This is a genomic window from Palleronia pelagia, from assembly GCF_900110115.1.
In the GTDB taxonomy this organism is placed as follows: Bacteria; Pseudomonadota; Alphaproteobacteria; order Rhodobacterales; family Rhodobacteraceae; genus Palleronia; species Palleronia pelagia.
The window spans coordinates 33,444-51,145 of record NZ_FOCM01000012.1; the positions used below are offsets into that span (position 1 = coordinate 33,444).

A 17,702-nucleotide genomic window follows, 5' to 3' on the forward strand; every position below is an offset into this window, starting at 1 on the left:
ATGCAAAATTTGCTGATCTTCGCAGCGACAACAGCTTTGACCGCCGGAGTAGCGACCGCGGATGTCTTCATTCCCGAGGGAGACGCGGATTCGATCCTGCATCTTACCGATGATGGAACGGTCGTCGCGCGCGTTGATGGAGTTAGGAATGTTCACGGCCTTGCGGTGGCCCCCGACTTGAACCTTCTGATCGCAGGCAGCTTGTCGGCGGCTCCGAAAGGAACCGGGCTACCGGTATTGGAATCCTCTCACTCGATCGGAATGGGGTCCATGTCCGACAGCGGCGAAAATGCGGAAATGACGATGGATGGTGATGAAAAGATGACCGATGCCGAACACGACGCGCATCATGGTCCGACCAACGGCGCCGCCGTGTCCGGCGACACCAGCATCGTCACGATCCTCGACAAGGACACCCACGCACCGGTCCGCAAGGTACCGGTGGCGGGCATCGTTCATCATGTCGCCGTCGACCCGTCCGAGACCTACGCGCTTGTCACGCACCCGTCTCTGGGCGGCGTTTCGATCATCGATATTGCGGAGGGCGTCGCGGCAGGACCAATCGCGACCGGACCGAACCCGGAATATGCGGTCGCCGACCCACGGACCGGTCGGTTCTTCGTGTCCAACGCCGGAAATGCGACGATCAGCGAGGTCGATCCGGCCAAGGGCTTTGTCGCCCGCAACATCCCGTTGGAGACCGGACCAAAACATCTGCAACTGCTGCCCGAAGAACGTCTTCTTGTTGCGGCCGAAGCGGATGCCGGTTTCGTCAGCCTGATCGACGCGGATAGCGGCCAAATTGTCGAAAGATACGAGATCGGCGGAGATCTTCATGGTGTTCAGGCCGACAGTTCCGCGATCTACGCAAGTGCGCTCGGTCAGGATCAAGTTGTCAGGATCGACCGGGCGACCGGCGCGCGTACGGCGGTGCAGATGGATGGTCCCTACCACATGGCCTTGACAGATGACGGACTGATGGTCAGCCGCAACGAAGACGCGAGCGTGCGTCTGCTGGACCCAAATACGTTGGAAACAATATCGACAACGCAAACGAACGGCATCGCCCATCAGATCGTTGTCGAGCCGTCGATCTGACGATGCATACCGCATGACATCTGCCAGGACTATTCGTTTCGGGGCCTTTTTGGCGCTCGCCCTGGCGGGTGTCGCGGTGGTCGTCTTCTGGGACGCGCCCGTGATCGCCGACCTCCGCAGCCTTGCCGAACGCGAGAATATCGAAAGGTTGGTCGCCCGCGCCGGAGCTTGGGGCCCTGCCGTGATTGTCCTGGCGATGATCGTGGCGGTCGTCGCGTCGCCGATCCCCAGCGCGCCGATCGCCATGGCGGCGGGTGCCGCATACGGTCACGTCTACGGCACCATGCTGGTCGTTGCGGGGGCCGAAACCGGTGCCCTGATCGCGTTTGCACTGGCCCGCTTCCTCGGCCGGGAAACGATCCGGCGCTGGCTTGGCGACGGCGTCGAACGCGGCCTTGTCGGGTCGCAAAACGCATTGACGCTGGCGGTCTTTCTCAGCCGTCTCATGCCCTTCGTTTCGTTCGATATCGTCAGCTATGCCGCGGGCCTCAGCGCGATCCATTTCTGGCGCTTCGCCGTCGCGACCCTGGCCGGGATCGTGCCCGCCAGTTTCGTCCTGTCGCATCTGGGCACGGCGGCGATGAGCGGCGGCGATCCGATGGCCTGGGTCATCGCGGCCCTTGGGCTGGTGACGGGCCTTCCCCTGATCTGGGCAGTTCTCCGGCGCAGACGGGGCTAAGGCTGCCGGCCTGTCGCGCGTGGCGATATTTTGTTCGGCGAATAAGTATCCGTCCGCATACCAAGAACAGCTTTGTCAATTCACAGGTTCACCCGTGCCCCACGATCCCGACACGATGTCTCTGCTCATTTCCATCGGTCACTGGCTGATCGGCGCGTTCTCGTTTCCCATCGCGGCGCTCGTCGTTTAGCAGGCGCAGCGGCGCGACGCGGCGGTTCCCGGGATCGGCATCCCGCTCCTTCTTTTGGCGGCGGGGGCGACGCTTGCACTTTACATCGTCTTTCAAGCCGGCGTCGACGATGCCCTTCTGATGCTGCACTGGGCTCTGCGCTAGCCGCAACAGCTTCATCACTTTGCGTTCGCGACATTGATTGCCGCCACGGGCGCGGGCGAATGGAAAGCGGGGCCTCGAGGGGGCCGTGCAACCCTGGTCTGGCCCATTGGCTACATAATTCTGGGAGCCACGTTCATCGTCCATGAACAGATCGGCAGCAACGCTCACGCCAAATGGCTTTATCATATGGCTCTGGGGGTGATGATCATAATGGCGGGAGCGCTGCGACTTGCGCAGCGTCGCGGATGGCTTCCTTGGCGGCGCGCCGGACTGGGGTTTGCGGCTTTGCTGTGCCCGATCGGTATCGTGCTGATTTCATATCGCGAAACCATGTCGCTGTAAGCGACACTTTGCATCTCTCGAAACCGTGACACGATGGGCATTTGAGCTTCCAGTGCTGGAAGGCCCATTTGCCCTTCCATGACCAATTGGCACGAGAGTCGTATGGTCACCGCCGCGATCCGCGATGTGTTCGATGCCGTCGATGGCAACGGCGGCCCTCTCTGCTCCGCCCGGTTCTTCCCCGGATCCAGTCCGACACACCCGCAACCGCCCACTCGATCTCAAATCCACTGAACGAAAGACGCAATCCATGAAAAAAGCCCTTCTCATCGCATCCTTCAGCATTCTCGCGGCCACGACCGCCACCGCCGAAACGGCCATGACGGTATTCAAGGATCCCAATTGCGGATGCTGCACAGCCTGGGCGGATCACATGCAGGACGCCGGATTCGACATCACGATCCGGGAGCTTGAATACGACGCGATGCGCGCACACAAGGCGTCCGTCGGTGTTCCTGAGGACGCCGTGGCCTGCCATACCGCGATGATCGGCGACTTCGTGATCGAAGGCCATGTTCCTGCCGAAGACATCAGGCACGTGCTGGCCAATTACCCGGATGCAAGCGGTGTCGCCGTCCCGGGCATGCCCATGGGATCACCGGGCATGGGTCAGATGACGCCCGATACCGTGTTCGATGTGGTCCTTCTGCGGGATGGCGATATCGGTCAGGTGGTGACGTCGTATCCCACGGACGGGAACTGATCTGGTAGCCGCGATCCCTGAAGGACGCCGTTTCGCGGTGTCCCGCGCCGCACACTTGGCGCTTCGGGCTTACCGTTGACCACCTGCGCACGCGGGGCCGCCCCCGATCCGCGGCGATCCTGCGGGTCGGCTTGACCGGACCGGTCAGGCCGCCTGGCCCGGATCGCGCGACCAAACCTTCCAGCGATGGAACCTTTTTCCAGCGTTTTCCAAGCTTTTGCGGGAACTTTCGCACGCCCGCAGGTTTGACGGGTAAATCGACAGGGTATGCCGCGACATGCAGACGGTCATCGTGATACTCGGATGGACAGCCCTCGCGGTCCTGTTGGCGCGCGCGATGCAACCCGTCGCGGACAGCACCGCGCCGCAGGCGATGCCTTTTCTGGGCGGGGGGACGCCCGACACCCATGCCTGGCAACGCTATCACTTCCGCCCCTATTCCATGGCCCTTCTGTTCGTCGCCTTCGAAATGGAGATGATGTTCATGTATCCATGGGCTGTGGTCTTCGTCTCCGAAGGGATCAAGGCGCTGGCCGAGATGGGCATGTTCTTGGCGATCCTGTCTGTGGGCATCCTTTATGGTTGGCGCGAAGGGATCTTCCGATGGCAATGACTCGTCTTGCCCGTTGGGCGGCGCGGTCGCCCGCGCCCGTCTTCGCCGCCATCGGCCCCGGTCGGCAGGCCGAAACCGAGCGTCTGCTTGCCCGGCCCGGCCTGCGCCGGGCCGCGACCCCGCGCGATGCGGCGATCCTGCTGGTCGCCGGCGATCTGCCGGGCGACACGGCAGAGGCGCTGTCCCATGTGCACGACCAGCTTCCCCATCCGCGGGCCACGCTGCGGTGGCAGGCGGATGCCCCAGATGCCATCGCGGCGCGGATCGAAACGGCATGGCGCGATATTTGCGCGGGCGAACGGGACGAAGACGATCATCTGCCGGACGAGCCGCCGAACGCGTGGAAGGGCATCGGCCCCCACGGTCAGGGCGGCAAGGGGATGATGGGCGGCACGCCCTACGGGCGGCCCATGGCCATGACCGGCACGGACATTCGCGACGGGCTGCGACTCGACCGGTACACGGCGCGGTTCGGTCCGTTCCTGCCGATGCTGCCGCCGGGGCTGGTGCTTCAGGTGACGCTGCAAGGGGACGTGATCTGCGACCTTGACGTGCAAGCACCACCCCTCGCCCAGGCGGCAGATGCCGATGCGCCCGATCTCTGCGCGGCGCGGATGCTGCGGCTGCTGGGTCTGGACCGCGCCGCCCACCGCGTGATGCACGGGCAATCCGCCCGCGCGCTGTGGCTGCGGGGCGCGGTGCCGAAACGGATCGGCAGGATCGACGGCACCTCCGCACGCGACCGACTGATCGCCTGGCTGGCGGGCGACACGGTGTCGGTCGCGCCCCCCGATCTGCCCGCGCTGTTGCACGGTGCCGAATGGGCCGAGGCCATGCTGATCCTCGCGTCCCTGCCCCCATCGGCACTCATCCGTGCCGCGCGCGGCGTGGAGGCTGCATGACGGCGCTTCTGACCCTCGCGGTCCTTGCGACCTTGCTCGGCGGGACGCTGTTCGCCGTCGCCCTCGACCGTGCCTATCTGCCGCTCCTCGCGCTCTTCACTCGCCAGCGGGTCGAGACCGAGGCTCCCGACCGCCTGAACCGCGATCTGGCCCCCGCCTGGTATCTGGCGCTGGCCGCCATCGGCATCGCCGTCGTCCCCTTCGCGCCGGATCTGGCGCTGATCGACAGCCCGGTGGGCATCGTGATCTGGGGCAGTTGCGAAGCCCTGATCGTCGTCACCGTCTTCCTGCACGGCTGGTCGCCCAACGCGCCCTTTCCGCTGATCGGGGCCTATCGCTATGCCGCCATCGGGCTGCCGGTGATGCTGCCCTCGATGTTCGTGCTGATCGCCGCCGCCCTGCCCGCCGAAAGCCTGTCGCTGGTCGCCATCGTCGACAGCCAGCGCGAGGTCTGGAACGTGATCCGCCAGCCGCTGGGCCTGCCGCTGTTCATGGTGGTTGCCCTGGCGATGACCCTGCGCGGCCCGATGGATTACGCCGACGCCGCCGATATCGCGACGGGCACATCGGCCGAAGACAGCGGCGCCGGTCGCGCCGTCTGGCAGATCGCGCGGCTGGCGATGCTGGTTTCGGTCTCGGCCATCGCCGCGACGGTGTTTCTGGGCGGCCCGCTAGGACCGGTGCTGCCCGGACCGGTCTGGCTGTGGCTGAAGACGGGCGCGCTGATGGCGCTGACCGTCTGGATCGGCAACCGCGTGGCGCGGACGACCCCCAGCCGGATGCTAACGATCCTGTGGGTCGTGCTGCTTCCGCTGTCCTTCCTCCACCTTCTGATTTCGGGACTGATCGAGCTATGACAGACCTCATGATCGCCCTGCTCGTCGCCTTCGCCGTCTGGACCGGCTGGCGTGTGTTCCGCGTCGACAGCATGGTGCGCGCCTCCTTCGCGCTGATGCTGTCCTTCGTCGCGGTGGGCGCAATCGGCGTGCTGCTGTCGGCGCCCTATATCGGTGTGGCGACCGTGTTCATGATGGCTGTCGAAATGATGGTCATGGCGATCTTCATGGTCATGTTCATGATGAACCCCGCGGGCCTCAATCCGATGGTCATGGTCCACCAGCACCGCCTGTCCATCGGCGCCGGTCTTGTCGCGTTCTTCGGCCTGTCTGCCGCCGTGCTGCTTTCGCCGTTGCCGTCGAACCCGGTCGCCCCTGGCACCGACGTCGTCGCACAACTCGGTCACGAACTTCTCGGCCCCTCCATGCTGATCTTCGAAACCGCGGGCGTCACGCTTCTGGCCACGATGGTGGGCGCGGTCATCCTGTCGTCGCGACAGGGCCGTTTCGGATCGGCCGACGAAGGATCGCGTCCGCCGGGACTGACCGAGGGCGGCGATCCCGCAGGCCGCCAACCCGAGGGCGGCGGCGGGCACGGCCACCACCATCACGGGGGCCATTGATGACACTGACACTTGTTCTTCTCGGGGCCGCCGCGCTGATCGGCATCGGTCTTTACGGCGCGCTCAGCCAGCAAAGCTTCGTCATGCTGATGATGGGGCTGGAATTGATGCTGAACGGTGCGCTTCTGGCGATCATCGGCTTCTGGTCCCTGTCCCTGGGCGGCATGCCCGAAGGCCAGCTGCTGGCGATCATCGTGATGGCGGTGATGGCCGTGGAAATGGCAATCGGCTTTGCCCTGATCGTGGCCGTCTATCGCAAGCGGCAGGCTGACATGACAGAAAGCATCGGAACGCTGAGGCAATGATCTGGGCGCTGGCATATCTGCCGGTTCTGGCCGGTCTGGCGATCTGGGCCATCGGCGGCACGCGGGCGCGGCTGGCGACGCTGGGGGCCGGGGCGGCAGCCGCGACGCTGGCCCTGGCGCTCATTTCTGGCGACCAGACAGGACGCTTCGTCTGGTCTGAGTTGCTCGTGCTACAGGCCGCCCTGCCCCCGCTGGCCCATGCCACGGCCCTCCTCGTGCCCGCGATCCTGCTGCCGATCACGCTTTACGCCGCATCGCACGAAGACGGTCGCGGCCTGCCCCGGCTCATCGGGTTGATGCTGGTCTTCACCGGCGGCATGGAACTGGTCATCATTGCCGCCGACCTGGTGACGCTGCTGATCGGGTGGGAAATCGTCGGCGCCTGTTCCTGGGCCCTGATCGGCCACAAGTGGCGGCAGCAGGAACCGGGCCTGTCGGCCAATTTCGCCTTCGTCCTGGCCCGCACGGGGGATCTGGGTCTTTTCATCGCGCTGATGGCGACCGTCACCGCGACGGGCAGCGCCAGCTATGGGGCGCTTGGCACGCTCTACGGCTGGCCGCTGACGCTGGCGGCGTTCGGGCTGCTTCTCGCGGCGGTGTCGAAGGCCGGTCAGGTGCCGTTCGCGCCATGGCTGTTCCGCGCCATGGACGGACCGACTTCGGTATCCGCTTTGCTGCATTCAGCAACGATGGTGGCCGCGGGGGCCTATATCCTCGCACGCCTGCATCCCCAGCTTTCGGCCGCGCCCGGCTTCGGCCCGGCGGCGATGGTGATCGGACTTGCCACCGCGATCCTCGGCGGCGTCGTGGCCCTGCGCCAGACCCACGCAAAGAAGCTTCTGGCCGGATCGACCTCGGCGCAGATGGGCCTGATGATCGCCACAATCGGCGCGGGCTTTCCGGGCGTCGCGGTGCTGCACCTGATCGTCCACGCCGCGACTAAGGCCGCGCTGTTCTGTGCCGCGGGCGTTGCCCACCGCGTCACCGACACGTTCGATCTGCGCCGGATGGGTCTGGCGCGCGCCCTGCCCGCCACCACGGCCCTGACCGTCATCGCCGCCCTGTCGCTGGCCGCCGTGCCGCCCCTGTCCGGCGGCTGGAGCAAGGAAGAAATGGTCAAGGCCCTGGAACATGCGGGGCCGTTCTGGGCCGCCGCGATCATCCTCGCGGGCGGGTTGAGCGCCGCCTACGCCACCCGCTTCGCCATCGCCGCCTTCGGGCCGGGCGAAGATCGGGATAGCACGGTCAAACGGGGCGAGCTGGCCGGGCTCGCCCTGCTGTCCGGTGCCGTGCTGGCGCTTTCGGCGCTGTGGTGGCCGCCCGTCCACGACGTTGTCGCCGCCCGGATCGGTGCGGACTTGCCCGAAGGGTCCCGCCTCGGACTTCTCGCGTCGCTTGCCGCCGTGGCGTTCGGTATCCTCGCGGGCCTACGCGCCGCGCGGTCCGATACCGAAGCCCCGGCGATGGAATGGCTGGGTCTGCCCGCGCTTTACGAACATGGCCTCATCCGGCCATTCCATGCTCTCGCGATCATGGCCGCGCGGGCGGATGACCGGGTTATTGACTTGATTCCGCGCGGCGCGGCGACCGTGGCGATATTCCTTGCCGACGGCCTGTCGCGCGCCGATGACGATACGCTGGACGGGCTCGCGCCGGGCGCGGCCGGGGCGGCGATGTCGACCGGCGGACAGATCTGGCGCGGCGCTGTCGGGACCGCGGTGCGCGCGACGTCCGGCCTTGCAGCGCTGGGTGCCGGTCTCGGCGAGCGGCTGAGCGACCTTATCCCCACCGGCAGCGGACGCATCGCGGGCATGGCGGGCGCGGACCTGCGACGGCTGCAGACCGGGCTCGCGCATCACTACTACACCATTCTCGTGGCGGGCTTCGCGTTGGCCGTGGCGCTACTGATTTTCGGAGGCTGAACCCGTGTTGACACTTGCCATTCTGATCCCGCTGCTGGCGTCTCTGATCCTTGCCTTCGTGCCGATCGGCGAGGTTGCATCGCGCTGGACCGCCACCGGAGCCGCCGCACTGTCGCTTGTGGCTCTGGTGATCGTCTGGGCGGGCGGCGGCGACGGCTTTCGCGCCGTGGCCGAAGTGCCGTGGATCCCGACCCTCGGGATCGCCTGGCGCGTGGGCGTCGACGGCATGTCGCTGGGGCTGGCGCTGATGAGCGCGCTGATCTTCGTCGCCGCGACCGCCTGGCCGCTGAAGCTGCACGATGCGCGCGCCTACTACGCCTGGATGGCGTTCCTTGCGGGCGTGTCCATCGGTCTCTTCGTCACGCTCGACCTGATCGTCTTTTACGTGTTCTTCGATCTCAGCCTTGTCGGCATGTATTTCCTCATCGGTCGCTGGGGCCATGGCGACGCGCAGCATGCGGCGCTCAAATTCTTCGTCTATACGCTCGCGGGCTCGCTGCTGATCCTGATCGGGATCATCGTGCTGGCGCTGAACATGCCGACACTGACCTTCGACATGCGCGCGATGATCGACAGCCCGCCGCTGGCCGCCGCGGGGATGGTGCCCGGTCTGGTGTTCCTCGCCTTCGTCATCGGCTTCGGGATCAAGACGCCGGTTTTCCCGGTCCATACCTGGCTGCCGCCCGCCCATGTCAACGCGCCGGGGCCCGCCTCGGCCATCCTGGCGGGCGTGCTGCTGAAGATGGGCACCTACGGGCTGATCCGCATCCCGCTGCAGATGATGCCCGACACCTTCGCCCGCTGGGCCCTGCCGCTGGCGATCGTCGGCGTAATCTCGATCCTCTGGGGCAGCATCGTCGCCTTCGCCCAAGACAACCTGAAGCGTCGCATCGCCTACACCTCGGTCAACCACATGGGCTACACCGTTCTGGGCATCGCGGTGGCGGGATCCGCGCTGGGGTCCGAGACCGCACGCCAGCTGGCCATGACCGGCGCGGTGGTCGAGATGATCGCCCACGGCCTGATCACGGGCGCATTGTTCCTGATCGCGGGCGCAGTCTGGCAGCGGACCGGGGATTACCACCTGCCCAATTTCGGCGGGTTGGCGGGCCCCGCCCCGCGGCTGACGGGTGCGGCCACGCTGGCGGCCTTTGCGTCGCTGGGCCTGCCGGGTCTGGCCGGTTTCGTGGCCGAGCTGCACATCTTCCTCGGTGCCTTCGGCGTCTATCCCTGGCTGGCGGCCATCGGTCTTCTGGGTATCCTGATCACCGCCGCGCTGTTCCTGCGGATGCTGCGGCAGATGTTCTTCGGCGACCTGCCGAAAGAACGCGCGGGTTTCACCGATCTCGACCGGACCGAAACGGCGCTTTTGGCGGGCTTACTGGTCCTTGTCGTGCTGATCGGCGTCTGGCCCACGTGGCTGTTGTCGCTCATCGACGCCGCTTCCCTTATTCCGGCCCCCGGCGCAGGGGGCTGACATGCCCATCGGCGATCTCGCCCCGGAACTGACGGTCCTGTTGACCGCCGTTGCCGTGCTTCTGCTGGCGATGGTCCTGCCGCAGCGCCGCCACGGCTGGTGCGCCCTGCTGGCGGCGGCGGGGCTGGCCCTGTCCATGGCTCTCGCATGGGCACAGGCCGACGCGCACCGTCTGACCTTTTCGGGCACCTTCGCTTTGGACGGTGCCACGACATGGGCGCGGTTCGCCATACCCGGATTGACGATCCTTTGCGTCGGCCTCGCACCGCGCTGGTTCGCCACCGACCGCCGACACGGCGAATTCTACGCGATGCTTCTGTTCTCCACCCTTGGCGCGATGGCGATGGCCGGGGCGGCGGATCTGATGCAATTGGTGATGGGCGTGCTGCTGTCGTCGGTCACGGGATACGTTCTGGCCGCCTATCACCGCGACTGGGCGATCTCGCTGGAAGCGGGAATGAAGTATTTCCTGGTCGGCGCATTGGCCAACGCGCTTCTGGTGATCGGCGTGGTCTTCGTGATGGGCATGGCGGGCAGCACCGATTACCGCGACCTCGCCGGCGCGATCCCGGACAATCCCGTCGCGCTTGCGGGCCTGACCCTCGTGCTGATGGGCCTGTTCTTCAAGCTGGGTGCCGTGCCCGCCCATACCTGGGTGCCGGACGTCGCCGAAGGCGCGCCCGCCCCTGCGGCCGCGTTCCTGACCGTGATCCCCAAGCTTGCCGCGGCCGTGGCGCTCTACCGCTTGGTCGCGCTGACCCCCGAAACGCAAGCCCTGCCGCTGCTTGTCGCGCTGGTGGCTGCCGCGACGATGACGGTCGGCAACCTTTGCGCGCTGTGGCAGGACGATGTACGCCGCCTTGTCGGGTGGTCGTCGATCAGCCAGACGGGCTACGCGCTGATGGCCGTCGCCGTGGCGGGCGCGGTCCCGGACGCCCTGCCCGCGCTCCTGGCTTTCATGAGCGTCTATGGCATCGCCAACCTGCTCGCCTTCGCGGCCATCGTCGAATTGCGGGGACGCACTGCCATCGCGGACTACCGTGGTTTGATCAGAAAGCACCCCGGCCCGGCAATCGCCCTGACACTTGCCTTCCTGTCCTTCGTCGGCATCCCGCCGCTTGCCGGATTCCTGGGGAAGTTCGCGTTGTTCGTGGCCACGCTCGAAGCGGGTCTGGCCTGGCTCGTCGTTGTAGCCGTCGCCAACACAATCCTTTCGCTGTTCTACTACCTGCGTGTCATCGGGCCCGCGGTGTTTTCCCGACCCGAAGGCGCGATGGCGACGCTGGGCGGCACGGCGCGCGCCACGTTCTGGGCCCTGTTCGCGCTGCTTCTGGCCACCACATTCCTCTGGTCCCCCGTCTGGTCCGCCCTGCCCCGCGCCCTGCTGCCGTGAACGCGACCTTGCCGCACCGCACCGAACGGGTCAGACGTCCGGGGGCCGCTCCTCGTCCCCCGCATCCGCGCAGTAGATTCGGTAAAGCGCGTCGATCAGATCGTGCAGGCGCGGATCGGCGATGCGGTAGAAGATGCTTTGGCTTTCGCGCCGCGTCGCGACCATGCCCGCCGCGCGAAGGCGGGCAAGGTGCTGGCTGAGCGCCGATTGGCTAAGCGCAAGCTGGCCCTGCAGCGCGCCCACCGATCGCTCGCCCTCCAACAGGTGGCACAGAACCATCAGACGGTTGGCATTCGACAACAGCGCCAGCTGCTCGGCCACGTCCGCCGCGCGCGCCTGCAGGACCGGCAGCGGCGGACGGTTCTTCATATTATTAGAGTTGACTAATTTAGTCATGACTTACATATATCACGGCGTAGGTCAGATATCCATACAGCAATCGAAAGGATCGTGGATGGAACCGGTCGTCGCAACGCCCTTCACACCGTGGCTGTCGCTTTTCGGTGGCATCCTGATCGGCCTTGCCGCGGTCATGGTCATGGGTCTGTTCGGCAAGATCGCCGGGATCACCGGCATATCGAAGGGCCTGACATCGGCGGTGGCCGGCACCGGCGGGCCTGCGGATCGCGGCTGGCGGTTCGCGGTTCTGCTGGGATTGATCGCGGCCCCGCTGGCCGTGCTCCTGGCGACGGGATCCTTACCGCAGCAGACCGTGCCAATTAACCTCTGGGGCATGGCGCTGGCCGGTCTTCTGGTCGGGTTCGGCACGGCCTTCGGGTCGGGTTGCACGTCCGGGCACGGGGTCTGCGGTCTGGCGCGTCTATCGCCGCGGTCTGCGGCGGCTGTCGCCACCTTCCTCGTCGCGGCCGTCGCGACGACCACCTTCATCCGCCACGCCATCTAGGGAGACCCGTCATGCGCAACGCCATGGGCTTCGTCGCGGGTCTGATCTTCGGGATCGGGCTGATCGTGTCGGGCATGTCCGACCCGGCGAAGGTGCTGAACTTCCTGGACATATTGGGGCCGTGGGATCCCAGCCTCGCCTTCGTGATGGGCGGCGCGTCGGTGACGGCCTTCCTGGGCTATCGTCTGGTCTGGCGTCGCGACGCGCCCGTGCTGGGTAAAACGTTCGACCTGCCGACAGGCACGACCATCGACGCGCCGCTGCTGACCGGCGCCGCGATCTTCGGTGCGGGATGGGGCTTGGGCGGCTTCTGCCCCGGTCCCGCCTGGACATCGCTGGCGATGGGGGCACCTGGCACGCTGGTGTTCCTGCCCGCGATGCTGGTCGGGATCGTGCTGGCCGATCTCGGCAAATCCGCGACCCGTCTCGCAAGCAAAGGAGCGTGATCCATGTCCGAACTGAACGACCCCATCGTCCGCCTTTCGGCCTCAACCGGTCCCGACAGCCCCGATGTCTGGGGGATCTACGAGCCCGATACCGGCTCGATCCAGTATATCTGCGCCGACCCGGCGACGAAGAAGGCGGTCCTGATCGACGTGGTACTGAACTTCGACCCCGCGAGCTTCGCGCTGAGCGAGCGCAGCATGGAGCAGGTGCTGGGCCTGGTCGAAAAGCATGACCTGCACGTCGAATGGGTGCTCGACACCCACCCCCATGCCGACCACGTGATGGCCTCGGCGCGGCTGAAGGAGCGCATCGGCGCTCCCAACGCTATTGGTGAAAAGGTGCGCGAGATCGCAGACCTCTGGCGCGACTATTACAACACGCCCGAGGCCTTCGATCCGGACCGCGATTTCGACCGGCTTTTCGAGGATGGCGACACGTTCCGCGTCGGCGATCTGGAGCTGCGCGTGACGCTGTCGCCGGACCACACACTGGGCTCGATCACCTATCTCTGCGGCGATGCGGCCTTCGTGCATGACACGCTGATGCAGCCCGACAGCGGCACGGCACGCGCCGACTTTCCCGGTGGCTCGGCCGACGACCTCTGGTATTCGCTACAAGACATTCTGTCCCTGCCGAAGGAGACGCGGCTGGTCGTCGGCCACGATTACGGGGCCGAAGGGCGCGACACGCCGGAATGGGAGGCCACGGTCGCCGAGCACAAGGCCCGAAACGTCCATGTCAAGGACGGCACCGACAAGCGCGACTATATCGAGAAGCGCGAGGCGCGGGACACCACGCTGGCCCTGCCCGACCGGATGCTGGCGGCATTGCAGATCAACCTGCGCGCCGGGCGGCTGCCCGAGGCCGAGAACGACGGTGCGCACTATCTCAAGATTCCGCTCAATAAGTTCTGAAAGGCGAAAAATATGGCAAAATCCCTGAAAGCCCTCGTGGCAGAGGCCCGGTCGCGCGTCGATGCGATCAGCCCTACGGACGCGCATAAAGCAGCGCGGGACGGCGACGTGATCCTCGACGTGCGCGAACCGGTCGAACTGGACAGCGACGGTGCCATCGCGGGCGCGATCCACATCCCCCGCGGCCTAGCCGAAGCGCAGGCCGACCCCGACACCGGCAAGGCCAACGATGCCCTGACCGCCAAACGCGGCGGCGGTGGCCGGGTCCACGTCCTGTGCGCCTCGGGCGCCCGCGCGGCGCTTGCGGCCGACAGCCTGCGACAGATGGGCTACGAGGCCACGGTGATCGAAGGCGGGCTTGAGGGCTGGAAAAAGGCGGACCTGCCGCTGAAGGACTAGCAGGGAATGCCGTGTCATCGAAGGCATCTGTCCCCTTCCCGCCCTCTCGAACCAAAACGCTGCCGACGCAAGTCTTCCCATGACGGAGCACTTCCAATGAAACGCCGCCAATTCCTGTCTCTCACCACCGCCGCGCTGGCTGCGCCCACCTTATTCGTCCGGCGCGCAAATGCGGCGGAACCAGGCGCGCCGCTTCCTGTGCCGGAGGTCATGGATGTTGGCCCCGGATCGGGAAACAACCTTGAAGCGATCAGAAGCACCCGCGAGTTTGTCGCTGGCGTCAGGTCGGACACTCTGGGATATTCGCAAGACTATCTGGGGCCGCTCTTGCGATTTCGACGCGGACAAACTGCCAATATCGACGTGACGAACCGCATCGACGCGCCGATCACAGCCCACTGGCACGGTATGCACGTGCCGGGTCATCTGGATGGCGGACCGCAACTCGCCTTCGGTCCGGGCGAGACCTGGTCGCCGGAACTGCCAATCGACCACCCTGCGGCGACCCTCTTCTACCACAGCCACGTGCACGGCCGCACGGCGGATCAGGTCTATCGCGGCCTTGCCGGACTGATCGTCATCGACGATCCCGATATCGACGATCCGTTGCCGCGCGATTACGGCGTCAACGATTTCCCGCTGATCGTGCAGGATCGCAGCTTCGACGGCGCGGGCCGGATGACCTACGACATCGGAATGATGGACCTGATGCAGGGCTTTCACGGGACCGAGATTCTGGTGAATGGGGCGATCCGCCCGAAGCTGACCGTCCCTGCGGGTTTGGTGCGCCTGCGTCTCGTGAACGGATCGAACGCGCGGATGTATAATTTCAGCTTCACGGATGGGCGGACTTTTCACCAGGTCGCCAGCGATGGCGGCCTGCTGACCGCACCCATCTCCATGACCGGCCTGCGTCTGGCCGCCGCCGAACGAGCCGAGATCGTGGTGGATTTCTCGGATCGCGCCGCGGTACGGCTGGTCTCTACCCGAGGCGGATCGGGCATGATGGGCGGTGGCATGATGGGCAACAGTGGCATGATGGGTGGCAACGGCGGCATGATGGGCGGCGGTGCCGAAGGTTCGCCGCTCGAAATTCTGTCCTTCGAAATCGCCGATGCCCGCAACCCCGGTCCCGCGCGCCTTCCCGAAGCCTTGCCCGCACCCGTCGTCGATCTGGGCGAACCCGTGCGTCGCCGCGACTTCACGTTGAACATGCATGCCGGGAACATGATGGGCAGCATGTTGAACAACCTGATCGGGCGCGACGGACAGATCATGGGGATCAACGACGAGTCCTACGACATGGGACGCATCGACCTTCAGGTGCCGCACGGCGAAACCGAGCTTTGGCGCATCAATGCGGACATGGCGATGCACCCGTTCCACGTGCACGGAACATCCTTCCAGGTCGTCACACAAAACGGGCGGTCCGTCGATCCGGTGCGGATCGGGTGGAAAGATGTGGTGCATGTCGAGGGCCCGACCGAGATCCTGCTGCGGTTCGACAAGCGCGCGGCGGCCGATGCGCCGTTTATGTATCATTGCCACATCCTGGAACACGAGGATGCCGGCATGATGGGTCAGTTCACGGTTCTATGACGTCTGACCCGGTTTCACATCGAAACCACCGATTTTCCATCTGGTTGGAAAGAACAACTCCAAGGAAGAAAGGTACGATACTATGAATATGGCGCTGTTGCATGAAGCGTCTGAAGGTCAGAGAACCCCTTTCCCCGCCCGATTTCAGCCAACTGGCTGCGTGACGGGAGTGCCGAGGGCCGTAAAGCGGTTGAGGATGGCGATGCGGACTTGGAGTTCGGCGGTCTGACGACCGAAGTCGCGGGCGGCGAGTTTCTGACCGAGGAGCTTCATGCAGTTCATCTTAGTCTCGACGCGGCTGCGCCGATGGTAGCCGCTCCAGCGTCGCCAGATCGTGCGGCCGAGCCGCTCGATAGCCCGCAGTGCTTCGTTCCGTGCTCCTGCGCCGGGGCTGTCCTTCTTTCAGGGCTTGGCGTTGCGGCGCGGTGGGATGATCGCATTGGCGCCCCGGCCGGCGATGGCATCGCGGCAGGCCCGCCCGTCATATGCGCCGTCGGCGGTGACGAAGTCGATCGGCTCGCCCTCGTGGGTATGATCGAGCAGGCTCGGCAGCATAGGCGCGTCGCCCACCCCGCTGCCGGTGACTTCGACCGCTCGGACCTCGAGCGTCGCCTCGTCGACAGCCAAGTAAACTTTGCGCCAGACGCGCCGCTTGGCCTCACCATGCTTGCGTGCGTGCCATTCCCCTTCGCCCCGGGCCTTGATGCCCGTGCTGTCCACAAGCAGGTGCAACGGCCCGCCTGAGCCCCGGTAGGGCAGCTGCACGGCCAGCGTCTTCTGGCGTCGGCAGAGCGTCGAGAAGTCCGGCACTGACCAGTCGAGGCCCGCAAGCCGCAGCAGGCTCGCCACGAAGCCCGTGGTCTGGCGAAGCGGCAAGCCGAACAGAACCTTCACCGTCAAACACGCCTGGACCGCGGCGTCGCTGTAGATCGGCTGCGCGCCGCGCTTGCCTGAGGGTGCCACGTACCAGGGCGCCGACGGGTCGAACCAGACCCTCAGCGAGTCGCGCTCACGCAGCGAGGCATTGTAGGCAGACCAGTTCAGAGTGCGGCAGCGGGTGGGCGCAGGGCTGGACATGCCGCCCAGCTATGCCTCTGGACTCGTGATGTGAGTCCCGGGCAGCCTTCGTGCAACAAGGTCCCTAGTGATCCATTATCGATGATCTATTCGCTGACGGTCTTAGCCCGCCGAGAAACCAATCAACCCTGTCCATTGTTTGAGCCACCACTTAGAGCTTGCAATATGGTCGGATGTCCCACCGGCGCTCATACACCCAATCATACATCCTTTTCCCAGCGCCGATCATGCCGGTAGCCCGGGCCTCACCTGACGTGGGAAAACCTGAACATCCAGTGCGCACTAGACGTAGCAACCCATTGACAAGTTGAAACAATCCGTCAAGTCCATCAGTGGGACTTTTTCCTCAGAATGCTGCGGAAAACTATGAGAACTTTGAGTGTCCCACTTCGCCCTAACCTTCTGTTTCTTCGTCCTTACTCCCGCCCCCTACGGGCTGCCACATCCCTCAGATAAGCAACCGAAAAGTATCGGATAAATTCTCAGGACTTCTCCTGTCCCATCATTCGTCCCATCATCGGGATTGGAACCGTACGGGGCATTTCGCCCAGCGGCCGACGCTCTAATGCTTACTCCATGGTTGTGCAGGAGTGAATCAGACGCACTCGCGCCAATCACTGACGCTGTCGGGTAGTTGGGCGACGCCCAATCCTGACCTGGTGCAAACTTGGATGCCCCAGCAGGCGGATGGTCGAACTGGACAACACCACGCCCGTCCCTGAGGCCTATGCGGCCGATCACGCTAGATCCTATTCGGCTGTTCTCTTTGACCAGTACCGGGCACTTGTCTCTGAGCTGATCCGCCGACGCATGGGGTCGTGTCTCGAATGCTGTGGAAATTCCCTGGCAGCGTGTTCCGGGCATGTGAAGGTTCGGCCTCTCAGGCGGCGAGGTCAAGGGACATGGGTCCGAGGGGCTGAGAGAGGGTCTCCCATCCGTCGACCTTGCGCATCTGGATCTGGCCGGAGGCGAGCAGCGCCCACAGCAGCATGGGCACGGTCTCTGCGCATGGCAGCACGGTCTGCGTCTTGATGCGGCGCCGAAATTCGCCGTTCAGCCGTTCGATGGCGTTGGTCGTGCGCGCGGATTTCCATTGCGTCGGATCGAGCCGTGTGAAGGTGAATAGCCGGTCGCC

General features: G+C 65.4%; 20 protein-coding genes and 1 pseudogene. 17 read left to right on the forward strand and 4 right to left on the reverse strand.

The features are described from left to right. Both BMX96_RS17975 and BMX96_RS17980 read left to right on the forward strand, forming a co-directional pair. Positions 1 to 1,098 carry a YncE family protein gene (locus BMX96_RS17975; RefSeq protein ID WP_139210142.1) on the forward strand — a complete coding sequence of 366 codons (1,098 nt, stop codon included), beginning with the start codon at positions 1 to 3 and terminating at the stop codon, positions 1,096 to 1,098. A gap of 13 nt (positions 1,099 to 1,111) precedes the next feature. Continuing rightward, on the forward strand, positions 1,112 to 1,777 hold the full coding sequence (locus BMX96_RS17980) for a TVP38/TMEM64 family protein (RefSeq protein WP_091846741.1): 666 nt from the start codon (positions 1,112 to 1,114) through the stop codon (positions 1,775 to 1,777). An 88-nt stretch (positions 1,778 to 1,865) separates the two neighbouring features. Here the strand turns inward: BMX96_RS17980 and BMX96_RS19435 are convergent, their stop codons facing one another. Beyond that, on the reverse strand, positions 1,866 to 2,126 hold the full coding sequence (locus BMX96_RS19435) for a hypothetical protein (protein WP_108892418.1): 261 nt from the start codon (positions 2,124 to 2,126) through the stop codon (positions 1,866 to 1,868). 18 nt (positions 2,127 to 2,144) lie between these two features. Between BMX96_RS19435 and BMX96_RS19440 the strand changes: the two genes are divergently transcribed. The 10 genes from BMX96_RS19440 (at position 2,145) to BMX96_RS18025 (ending at position 11,227) form a co-directional block, all read left to right on the forward strand. Continuing rightward, positions 2,145 to 2,453 carry a hypothetical protein gene (locus BMX96_RS19440; protein ID WP_139210143.1) on the forward strand — a complete coding sequence of 103 codons (309 nt, stop codon included), beginning with the start codon at positions 2,145 to 2,147 and terminating at the stop codon, positions 2,451 to 2,453. Between the two features lie 133 nt (positions 2,454 to 2,586). Further along, a complete protein-coding gene (locus BMX96_RS17985) occupies positions 2,587 to 3,156 on the forward strand; it encodes a DUF411 domain-containing protein (protein ID WP_236737131.1) in 570 nt (189 codons plus the stop codon). A 277-nt stretch (positions 3,157 to 3,433) separates the two neighbouring features. Then, on the forward strand, positions 3,434 to 3,769 hold the full coding sequence (locus tag BMX96_RS17990; protein ID WP_091846743.1) for an NADH-quinone oxidoreductase subunit A: 336 nt from the start codon (positions 3,434 to 3,436) through the stop codon (positions 3,767 to 3,769). Beyond that, positions 3,760 to 4,671 (forward strand): hypothetical protein, encoded by a 912-nt coding sequence (locus tag BMX96_RS17995; RefSeq protein WP_108892419.1) that lies wholly within the window; start codon positions 3,760 to 3,762, stop codon positions 4,669 to 4,671. Before BMX96_RS17990 ends, BMX96_RS17995 begins: the two co-directional genes overlap by 10 nt. After that, positions 4,668 to 5,528: a complex I subunit 1 family protein gene (locus tag BMX96_RS18000; protein ID WP_091846745.1), complete on the forward strand. Its 861-nt coding sequence runs from the start codon at positions 4,668 to 4,670 to the stop codon at positions 5,526 to 5,528. Before BMX96_RS17995 ends, BMX96_RS18000 begins: the two co-directional genes overlap by 4 nt. Next, the gene (locus tag BMX96_RS18005) at positions 5,525 to 6,130 is read left to right on the forward strand and encodes an NADH-quinone oxidoreductase subunit J family protein (RefSeq protein ID WP_091846746.1); all 606 of its coding nucleotides are present in this window, start codon (positions 5,525 to 5,527) and stop codon (positions 6,128 to 6,130) included. The genes BMX96_RS18000 and BMX96_RS18005 overlap by 4 nt, the downstream gene beginning before the upstream one ends. Next, positions 6,130 to 6,435 (forward strand): NADH-quinone oxidoreductase subunit NuoK, encoded by a 306-nt coding sequence (gene nuoK / locus BMX96_RS18010; protein WP_091846747.1) that lies wholly within the window; start codon positions 6,130 to 6,132, stop codon positions 6,433 to 6,435. Before BMX96_RS18005 ends, nuoK begins: the two co-directional genes overlap by 1 nt. Further along, complete coding sequence (locus BMX96_RS18015; RefSeq protein WP_091846748.1) at positions 6,432 to 8,357, forward strand: NADH-quinone oxidoreductase subunit 5 family protein; 1,926 nt, start codon at positions 6,432 to 6,434, stop codon at positions 8,355 to 8,357. Before nuoK ends, BMX96_RS18015 begins: the two co-directional genes overlap by 4 nt. A gap of 4 nt (positions 8,358 to 8,361) precedes the next feature. Beyond that, positions 8,362 to 9,834, forward strand: coding sequence for a complex I subunit 4 family protein (locus BMX96_RS18020; protein ID WP_091846749.1), 1,473 nt, complete (start codon positions 8,362 to 8,364; stop codon positions 9,832 to 9,834). A 1-nt stretch (position 9,835) separates the two neighbouring features. Beyond that, positions 9,836 to 11,227 carry an NADH-quinone oxidoreductase subunit N gene (locus BMX96_RS18025; RefSeq protein WP_091846750.1) on the forward strand — a complete coding sequence of 464 codons (1,392 nt, stop codon included), beginning with the start codon at positions 9,836 to 9,838 and terminating at the stop codon, positions 11,225 to 11,227. Positions 11,228 to 11,257: 30 nt separating this feature from the next. Here the strand turns inward: BMX96_RS18025 and BMX96_RS18030 are convergent, their stop codons facing one another. Next, entirely contained in the window at positions 11,258 to 11,596 is a 339-nt protein-coding gene (locus tag BMX96_RS18030; RefSeq protein WP_091846751.1) for an ArsR/SmtB family transcription factor, read from the reverse strand. A 25-nt stretch (positions 11,597 to 11,621) separates the two neighbouring features. Here BMX96_RS18030 and BMX96_RS18035 point away from each other — a divergent pair, with 25 nt between their 5' ends. From BMX96_RS18035 to BMX96_RS18055, 5 genes are all read left to right on the forward strand, one after another. Next, positions 11,622 to 12,131, forward strand: coding sequence for a YeeE/YedE family protein (locus BMX96_RS18035; RefSeq protein WP_139210144.1), 510 nt, complete (start codon positions 11,622 to 11,624; stop codon positions 12,129 to 12,131). 11 nt (positions 12,132 to 12,142) lie between these two features. Next, positions 12,143 to 12,577: a DUF6691 family protein gene (locus BMX96_RS18040; protein ID WP_091846753.1), complete on the forward strand. Its 435-nt coding sequence runs from the start codon at positions 12,143 to 12,145 to the stop codon at positions 12,575 to 12,577. Between the two features lie 3 nt (positions 12,578 to 12,580). Beyond that, positions 12,581 to 13,492, forward strand: a complete 912-nt coding sequence (locus BMX96_RS18045; RefSeq protein ID WP_091846754.1) for an MBL fold metallo-hydrolase — start codon at positions 12,581 to 12,583, stop codon at positions 13,490 to 13,492. A 12-nt stretch (positions 13,493 to 13,504) separates the two neighbouring features. Next, a complete protein-coding gene (locus tag BMX96_RS18050) occupies positions 13,505 to 13,891 on the forward strand; it encodes a rhodanese-like domain-containing protein (RefSeq protein ID WP_091846755.1) in 387 nt (128 codons plus the stop codon). 96 nt (positions 13,892 to 13,987) lie between these two features. Beyond that, positions 13,988 to 15,490, forward strand: a complete 1,503-nt coding sequence (locus BMX96_RS18055; protein ID WP_139210145.1) for a multicopper oxidase family protein — start codon at positions 13,988 to 13,990, stop codon at positions 15,488 to 15,490. Between the two features lie 144 nt (positions 15,491 to 15,634). Here BMX96_RS18055 and BMX96_RS18060 read toward each other — a convergent pair. Both BMX96_RS18060 and BMX96_RS18065 read right to left on the reverse strand, forming a co-directional pair. Beyond that, positions 15,635 to 16,567 (reverse strand): annotated as a pseudogene (locus BMX96_RS18060) (IS5 family transposase). 880 nt (positions 16,568 to 17,447) lie between these two features. Further along, on the reverse strand, positions 17,448 to 17,702 hold a 255-nt coding region (locus BMX96_RS18065), incomplete at its 5' end, for a transposase (protein ID WP_175481787.1).

Excerpts from the sequence above, each read along its gene's own strand:
- BMX96_RS17975 (WP_139210142.1), top strand. The coding sequence starts at position 1 with ATGCAAAATTTGCTGATCTTCGCAGCGACAACAGCTTTGACCGCCGGA.
- BMX96_RS17990 (WP_091846743.1), top strand. The coding sequence starts at position 3,434 with ATGCAGACGGTCATCGTGATACTCGGATGGACAGCCCTCGCGGTCCTG.
- BMX96_RS18055 (WP_139210145.1), top strand. The coding sequence starts at position 13,988 with ATGAAACGCCGCCAATTCCTGTCTCTCACCACCGCCGCGCTGGCTGCG.
- BMX96_RS18045 (WP_091846754.1), top strand. The coding sequence starts at position 12,581 with ATGTCCGAACTGAACGACCCCATCGTCCGCCTTTCGGCCTCAACCGGT.
- BMX96_RS17980 (WP_091846741.1), top strand. The coding sequence starts at position 1,112 with ATGACATCTGCCAGGACTATTCGTTTCGGGGCCTTTTTGGCGCTCGCC.
- BMX96_RS18040 (WP_091846753.1), top strand. The coding sequence starts at position 12,143 with ATGCGCAACGCCATGGGCTTCGTCGCGGGTCTGATCTTCGGGATCGGG.
- BMX96_RS18005 (WP_091846746.1), top strand. The coding sequence starts at position 5,525 with ATGACAGACCTCATGATCGCCCTGCTCGTCGCCTTCGCCGTCTGGACC.
- BMX96_RS18035 (WP_139210144.1), top strand. The coding sequence starts at position 11,622 with ATGACTTACATATATCACGGCGTAGGTCAGATATCCATACAGCAATCG.
- BMX96_RS17985 (WP_236737131.1), top strand. The coding sequence starts at position 2,587 with ATGCCGTCGATGGCAACGGCGGCCCTCTCTGCTCCGCCCGGTTCTTCC.
- BMX96_RS18015 (WP_091846748.1), top strand. The coding sequence starts at position 6,432 with ATGATCTGGGCGCTGGCATATCTGCCGGTTCTGGCCGGTCTGGCGATC.
- BMX96_RS18030 (WP_091846751.1), bottom strand. The coding sequence starts at position 11,596 with ATGAAGAACCGTCCGCCGCTGCCGGTCCTGCAGGCGCGCGCGGCGGAC.
- BMX96_RS19435 (WP_108892418.1), bottom strand. The coding sequence starts at position 2,126 with ATGAAGCTGTTGCGGCTAGCGCAGAGCCCAGTGCAGCATCAGAAGGGC.
- BMX96_RS17995 (WP_108892419.1), top strand. The coding sequence starts at position 3,760 with ATGGCAATGACTCGTCTTGCCCGTTGGGCGGCGCGGTCGCCCGCGCCC.
- nuoK (WP_091846747.1), top strand. The coding sequence starts at position 6,130 with ATGACACTGACACTTGTTCTTCTCGGGGCCGCCGCGCTGATCGGCATC.
- BMX96_RS18000 (WP_091846745.1), top strand. The coding sequence starts at position 4,668 with ATGACGGCGCTTCTGACCCTCGCGGTCCTTGCGACCTTGCTCGGCGGG.
- BMX96_RS18050 (WP_091846755.1), top strand. The coding sequence starts at position 13,505 with ATGGCAAAATCCCTGAAAGCCCTCGTGGCAGAGGCCCGGTCGCGCGTC.
- BMX96_RS18025 (WP_091846750.1), top strand. The coding sequence starts at position 9,836 with ATGCCCATCGGCGATCTCGCCCCGGAACTGACGGTCCTGTTGACCGCC.